The 5231-nt window shown below is 71.2% G+C and carries 4 protein-coding genes; 1 reads left to right on the forward strand and 3 read right to left on the reverse strand.

The window, feature by feature from the left end; genetic code table 11:
• Together H5J30_RS16630 and H5J30_RS16635 are read right to left on the reverse strand one after the other, a co-directional pair.
• A partial coding sequence (locus tag H5J30_RS16630; protein WP_181788211.1) for a right-handed parallel beta-helix repeat-containing protein occupies positions 1-1634 on the reverse strand: 1634 nt, incomplete at its 3' end.
• A 110-nt stretch (positions 1635-1744) separates the two neighbouring features.
• Positions 1745-2647, reverse strand: coding sequence for a lysozyme (locus H5J30_RS16635; RefSeq protein ID WP_181788212.1), 903 nt, complete (start codon positions 2645-2647; stop codon positions 1745-1747).
• 391 nt (positions 2648-3038) lie between these two features.
• Between H5J30_RS16635 and H5J30_RS16640 the strand changes: the two genes are divergently transcribed.
• Positions 3039-3542: an HAD domain-containing protein gene (locus H5J30_RS16640; RefSeq protein ID WP_181788213.1), complete on the forward strand. Its 504-nt coding sequence runs from the start codon at positions 3039-3041 to the stop codon at positions 3540-3542.
• Between the two features lie 36 nt (positions 3543-3578).
• Here H5J30_RS16640 and H5J30_RS16645 read toward each other — a convergent pair.
• A partial coding sequence (locus H5J30_RS16645) for an ABC transporter ATP-binding protein (RefSeq protein WP_181788214.1) occupies positions 3579-5231 on the reverse strand: 1653 nt, incomplete at its 5' end.

Consider the following 5231-nt stretch of genomic DNA (forward strand, 5'->3'; position numbering starts at 1 on the left):
TGCAGCTCCAGCACCACCGCCACGGCCAGCGCGATCTGCACCTCGATCCGCTCGATGCCCCGCGCCCCGTACCAGTCGCACCCCGCGGGCAGCTTCCGCGCCTGCACGTCGTACTCCGCGCACACCAGCAGCTGCGCCAGCTTGACCGGCTCGCCGACGATCCGGTCCGAGCCGCCCGAGACGTCGCCCGGCCGCGAGCCGCACTCCGGCAGGGTGCGCGGGTTGCTCGCCCCCGCGTCCTGCTGCCAGCAGTTGCCCTCGCCCTGCCCGTCCCACCACACGTCCGTCCTGTTGGGCCGCTCGTTGCCCGCCCGGTCGACGCCGAGGTGGTTGCCGGCGTAGCGGTTGTGGTGCGAGGTGTCGAGCTGCTTGCCGAGCGCGCCCTCGCCGCGGATGAACGCGGGGACGGCGTTGAGGTAGAACCCGGCGCGCTGGTGCCCGTAGATCCAGTTGTCCCGGTAGAGGTTCCAGTTGCCGCCCGCGGTGATGATGCCGGTCCCGGGCGGCATGGATATCTGCGGGCAGACCACGCCCTGCTCGTAGCCGCGTTCCGCCGGCGGCTTGGCGCAGGTGCCGTCGGCGACGTACGGGTAGTAGTTCTGGTTGTTGTCGTGGATGAGGTTCCGCTCGAACTTGGCGTGGTTCTGCGGCAGTCCGGGGTGCCCGGGGAAGGCGCTGTCCATCGAGGCGCCGCCCATGTTGTGGTCGAACTCGTTGTCGTGCACCCAGACGGAGTCGCCCGCGGTGCCGGAGTAGCCGACCATGTTGTGGTGGCTGCGGCAGCCGGTGATCTCGATGGCGTAGCGGTCCACGTCGTAGCCGCGGCCGTCGTTGATGTCGGAGGCGCTGCCCGGGTAGATGCCGGAGTCGCCGTTGCCGTAGGACTCGCAGTCGCGGTACAGGCCGTGGTCGGAGGCGAAGGTCAGGAAGCCGTACTCGTCGTTCCACCGGGTGAGCACGTCGTCGATGACGAAGCCGTCCGCTGCCAGCACGTACAGCGAGTTGAAGGTGGAGCGCTGGGCGGTGAAGTTGCGGAAGTAGACGCCGTCGGCGGCGTCCGCGCGGATGACGTTGAGCTTGCGGTACTGGCCGTCGATGACGACGTCGCCGCGGTCGGCGCCGGTGCCCTCGATCTGCAGGTCCTTCTTGCCCATGATCGCGACGAGGTTCTGGTTGTGCGGGCAGCGCTCCTGCTGCGCGTACGACAGGATCTGGTACCCGAAGTCGGACCGCGGCGCCTTCAGCCGCGCGCACTCGCCCGCGGGCTTGGGCCGGCTGGGCTCCTCCAGGTAGACGCCGGGCAGCACGGCGATGGTCGTACCGGGCGCGTCGACGGCGTCGACGGCCTCCTGCAGGTGCTCGTAGCCGCGGTCGCGGCAGCGCTCGTACAGCCGGAGGTTGCGCTCGCGCAGGGCGGTGGGGAAGTCGGCCACGCGCGCCTCGAAGTCCGCCCGGCCGGGCTTGCAGACCAGCAGGTCGGGCTCCTCGTCGCGGTACGTCGGCACGCTGCCGGTGCCGTCGGGGAACTCGACGGGGCGCTCCTCGTGCGCGGCGGCTGGTGCGGCGGTGAGCAGCAGCGCGCCCAGGGCGGCGAGCGGGAGAAGGGCCGTTCGGAGCTTACGCGTCCACGACATGGCGGAAGAGTAGAGCAACTTTCATCTTTTGTGACCCCTCGGCGCGGGGCCCGTGCGGAAGGGGCCGGCCGTCAGCCCGGCCGGCCCCTTCGTCGCATGCGGTCCCCGTCCTACGGGGTGTTGTTCGCCAGCGCCAGCAGCCGGTCGCGGCTGCCGTTGAACTTGTCGCGGTCGACGTTGCCGGAGATGCCGCTCACCCGGCCGGTGCTCGTGTACTGCCACACCGTGTAGAAGGGGAAGCCGCCCGGGAGCGACGGGCTGTGCGCGGAGGTCCAGTGCGCGACCCACAGCGGGCTGCGCGAGGACATGCCGTTCCAGCCGCCGGTGCAGCTGTTCCACCAGCTCGGGCTGGTGTAGATGACGACGTCACGGCTGGTCCGCGCCTTGTACGTGTTGTAGAAGTCGAGGATCCAGTTGCGCATCGCGGACTGCGAGAGCCCGTAGCAGGCGGAGCCCGACGGGTTGTTCTCGATGTCCAGCACGCCGGGCAGCGTCAGGTTGTCGCGGGACCAGGCGCCGCCGTTGGAGGCGAAGAAGTTGGCCTGGGTTGCGCCGCTGGAGGAGTTCGGCCGGGCGAAGTGGTACGCGCCGCGGATGACCCCGGCGCGGTACGCGGCGGGGTAGTTGGTGTTGAACGACGGGTCCTTGTAAGTGGTCCCCTCGGTCGCCTTCATCCAGGCGAACTGGATCCCGGCGCTGCGCACCGACGACCAGTTGATGCTGCCCTGCCAGTGCGAGATGTCGATCCCCTGCACGCCGCCGGTGTGGTCCATCGGGCTGACGTCGGGGGACGACTGCTCGGCGTCGACCCCCATGCCCATGTAGGCGTGGCCCAGCGGGACGGGGTTCTTCTTCTTCGTGTCGCTGCCTGCCGCCGGCGAGGATGCGGCCGACGGCGCGGTGAGCCCCGCGACCAGGGCGAGGGATGCGCCGAGTACGACGGCGGCGCCGGCGCGGGTGCGGCCGGACCGGCGGGAGAAGAGGCGGTGGGTCAGTGATCTGTTCAAGTGCATCGCGGCCTCCTGGCACTCGTGTGCTCTGTGGGGGTGGGGAGAGGCGGTGCTGGTGCTGCTTGTACGGACAGACCGGTGTTCTGATGCGAACACGACAAGAGTGACGCATAGGAACGCCTGCCTGAGAAGGGGGGACCGCCACCCTTTATGGTCCAGTCCAGTGACGCGTGCGCTGAGCTGCGGTTACCGGAGAGGAAATCGCCAACTTTCATGGTGTGAAAGCCGAAACGAAGAATAGCATTCCGGTCACGTAGTGTGCTAGAGCGGACACGCTGAGTGCTTTGGGTCCTGTTGATGTCCGAACTCGGCGCTGAATCGGTCGGTAGCGGTCGAAAGCGGCCGGACGGGGGCGTCCAGGTGCCCACCGGCTGCATGGCATTAACGTGCGGTTGTGACCGACTCCGTACGCCCGCTGCTCTTCCTCGACGTCGACGGCCCCCTCATCCCGTTCGGCCCCGCCTGGACCGGCCGCCGACCGGGCCGGGCGGCGGCGCCCCCGGCGCCGGGCGCCGGAAACCCGCTGCTGGCCCGGGTCGAACCGGCCGACGGGCCCCGGCTCGCGGCGCTGCCGTGCGACCTGGTGTGGGCCACCACCTGGCAGGCCGACGCCAACGAGACCGTCGCCCCGCTCCTCGGCCTGCCGGACCTGCCGGTGGTCGACATCCCGGAGCCCGACGCGGACGAGCCCGGCGGGTTGCACTGGAAGACCCCGCTCCTGGTCGACTGGGCGGCCGGGCGGCCCTTCGCGTGGGTCGACGACGAGATCACCGGGGCCGACCGCGCCTGGGTGGCCGCGCACCACCCGGAACGCACCCTCCTCCACCGCGTCGATCCCGGCCGGGGCCTCACCGAAGCGGACTTCGCCGCTCTCGACGCCTGGCTGCGCGCCGGGTAGCGCGGGCCGGGCGGCGCCCCGCCACCCGGCCGGGGGTCAGATCGTGCTGTCCTGCCACGCCTGGTGCAGCGCCGCGAAGCGCCCGCGGTCGGCGATCAGGGCGGCCGGCGGGCCGTCCTCCACGACGCGGCCCTGCGACATCACCAGGACCCGGTCCGCGATCTCCACCGTCGACAGGCGGTGGGCGATGACCACCGCCGTACGCCCGTGCAGGACCGTGTGCATCGCCTGCTGGACCGCCTGTTCGCCCGGGATGTCCAGCGAGGACGTGGCCTCGTCGAGGATCACCACCGCCGGGTCCGCCAGCAGCGCGCGGGCGAAGGCGACCAACTGGCGCTGGCCCGCCGAGATGCGCCCGCCGCGCTTGCGTACGTCGGTGTCGTAGCCGTCCGGGAGCGCGGTGATGAACTCGTGGGCGCCCAGCGCCTTGGCCGCCGCCTCGATCTCCCCGCGGGTCGCGTCCGGGCGGCCGATCGCGATGTTCTCCGCCACCGTGCCCGAGAACAGGAACGCCTCCTGCGTGACCATCACCACCGCGCGCCGCAGCTCCGCGTTCGCGATCTCCCGCAGGTCCACCCCGTCCAGCAGCACCCGCCCCGCGCTCGGGTCGTAGAACCGCGCGAGCAGCTTGGCCAGGGTCGACTTCCCCGCGCCCGTCGAGCCGACGACCGCGACCGTCTGCCCGGCCGGCACGGTCAGGTCGAAGCGGGGCAGCACCTCGCCGCCCGTACGGTACGAGAAGCCGACCCCCTCGAAGCGCACCTCGCGGCCCGGGAGCCCCTCCGCGGGCGCCGGCAGCGGACGCGGGTCCGCCGGCTCTGCGACGCCCGGCCGCTGCGCCAGCAGCCCGGCGATCTTCTGCAGCGACGCCGCCGCCGACTGGTAGGAGTTGAGGAACATCCCGAGCCGGTCGATCGGGTCGTACAGGCGCCGCAGGTACAGCACCGCCGCGGCCAGCACGCCCAGCGCGAGGTCGTCCTCCGCCACCCGGTACGCGCCCCACAGCACGATCCCCGCCACGAAGAAGTTCGCCGTCAGCCGGGAGCAGACCACGTAACGGGCCATCTCCAGGATGGAGTCGCCGTTGACCCGCTCGTGGTGCCCGTTGAGCCGGTCGAAGTCCCCGTCGTTCGCGCGCTCCCGGCGGAACGCCTGCACGGGCCGGATGCCGTTCATCGTCTCGACGAACTTCACGATCACCTGGGCGATCGCCGTCGACCGCTTGGTGTAGATCTTGATCGAACGCCGCTGGAAGTTGCGGATCAGCGCGTACAGCGGCACGAATGACAGCAGCGCCGCCCCGCCCAGCCCGAGGTCCAGCCAGAGCAGCAGCGCCGCGATGTACACCACCTGGAGCACGACGACGATCAGCTCCTGGAGCCCCTCGCTCAGCAGCTCGCGCAGCGACTCCACGTCGCTGGTGGAGCGGGAGATGAGCCGGCCGGAGGTGTAGCGGTCGTGGAAGTCGACGTCGAGGACCTGCGCGTGGCGGAAGATGCGGCCGCGCAGGTCGAGCAGCACGTCCTGGTTGATGCGCGCGGCGGCACGCACGAACGTGTGCTGGAGCAGCCCGGAGGCCAGCGCGCAGATCGCGTACGCGATGCCGACGGCGAGCAGCGGGCCGTGGTCGTCGCGCCGCAGCGCGGGCACGGCGTGGTCGATGGCGTACGCGACGAGCAGCGGACCTGC

The sequence above is a fragment of the Streptomyces phytophilus genome, assembly GCF_013870535.1.
GTDB classification, from domain to species: Bacteria; Actinomycetota; Actinomycetes; order Streptomycetales; family Streptomycetaceae; genus Streptomyces; species Streptomyces phytophilus.

What these genes read in the sequence shown, in the direction of transcription:
- H5J30_RS16635 (WP_181788212.1), bottom strand. Translation starts at nt 2,647, where the DNA reads ATGCACTTGAACAGATCACTGACCCACCGCCTCTTCTCCCGCCGGTCC.